Raw genomic sequence first — 1,303 nt, 5'->3', positions numbered from 1 at the left:
CTGTCTACACATTCTTGCCTCCGGAGAAGTCCAATTCCAGCGCGGGCGGGACATACCGATGAATGGAGTACGTTCCAATTTTTTATGACGTATACAAGAACGAGGGTCAATAAATAAGCATTCTGCGAAATAATCCCATTTCAGTTGATATAAATAGTGAAAAAGTTTATGATGAATTCATTGGTATAACCATTTTTGGAGATGTTGAGATGAACACGAAAGGTTTTACCCTCATCGAGCTGTTGGTCGTCATCGCGATTATAGGTATTCTCGCGGCGATTCTTCTGCCGGCGCTGGCCCGCGCACGGGAATCGGCCCGTCGGGCCAGTTGCCAGAACAATCTCAAACAATGGGGCCTCATTTTCAAGATGTATGCGAACGAGTCGCCCGGGCAGAAATATCCGCCGGACGAGATAGAACTGGGTTGCGGTTCGCGTCCGTGCATTTCATTCGGTCCGCTTGTATCGTCCGTTTATCCTGAATACTTGACGGATCCGGCGATTGTTTTTTGCCCGTCGGACTCGACGGACAAGTTGTCGGATCATTACGATCCGGTGGACGGGCATCTGACGCTGACGGACAAGGTGGACGGCGGCGGCAAGCAGAGCGTGGAGGCCATTGGCGCCAGTTACACCTATGCCTATCACGTTTACGATCACCTCAGCCATGATCCGGTCACGGGCCAATATCCGATGATGGAAATACCGGCGTTTCTGCTGGAGGTGGTGAGCCGGTTGAACCTGCGCCCGCTGGATCCCTCGATTACCCATGGCCCCGCGCAGTTCATCGAGGCCATGTATGATCTGATCCAGAAAACGACGGGGCCGTTCCAAGCCAACGATCCCGCGGCGTTTCTGGCCGCGGTGGACATGGACCGGCGCGTGTCGCCGGGCAACGGAAACGGCGGGGGCGACACGGTCTACCGTGTTCGGGAAGGCGTCGAGCGCTTCCTCATAACGGACATCAACAATCCGGCGGCCAGCGCCAAGGCGCAAAGCGGCATCTTCCTGATGTGGGACAATGTCGCCACCGTCGCATCCAAGTTCAACCATATCCCGGGGGGATCGAACGTGCTGTACATGGATGGCCACGTCGCGTTCGTGAGATATCCCGCCGAACCGCCGGTCAACGAACTTTGCGCCGGGTTCATGTACATGTTCGACTTCGCAAGCGATTGATGGTTGGCAGACGAAGTTTCTAATCGTCCAAGTTCAAGCCGTTGCAGTTGTCCTGGAAACCTCTAAGGGCTATCAGTGCTGTCCAAAATCATTGCTGTCAAAAAGAATTGTAAAAAACCATAATA

Annotated in this window: 1 protein-coding gene; it reads left to right on the top strand. The window is 53.7% G+C overall.

Going from position 1 to position 1,303, the window contains the following annotated elements; translation table 11 throughout:
* Positions 1–209: 209 nt before the first annotated feature.
* Positions 210–1,178 carry a DUF1559 domain-containing protein gene (locus tag P5540_19940; protein HRT67086.1) on the top strand — a complete coding sequence of 323 codons (969 nt, stop codon included), beginning with the start codon at positions 210–212 and terminating at the stop codon, positions 1,176–1,178.
* Positions 1,179–1,303 lie beyond the last annotated feature (125 nt).

This window comes from Candidatus Hydrogenedentota bacterium, from assembly GCA_035450225.1.
Taxonomy (GTDB): Bacteria; Hydrogenedentota; Hydrogenedentia; order Hydrogenedentales; family SLHB01; genus DSVR01.
Note: the sequence above shows the minus strand (reverse complement) of the source record. Positions and strands in the feature narration are given on the sequence as shown.

What these genes read in the sequence shown, in the direction of transcription:
- P5540_19940 (HRT67086.1), top strand. Translation starts at nt 210, where the DNA reads ATGAACACGAAAGGTTTTACCCTCATCGAGCTGTTGGTCGTCATCGCG.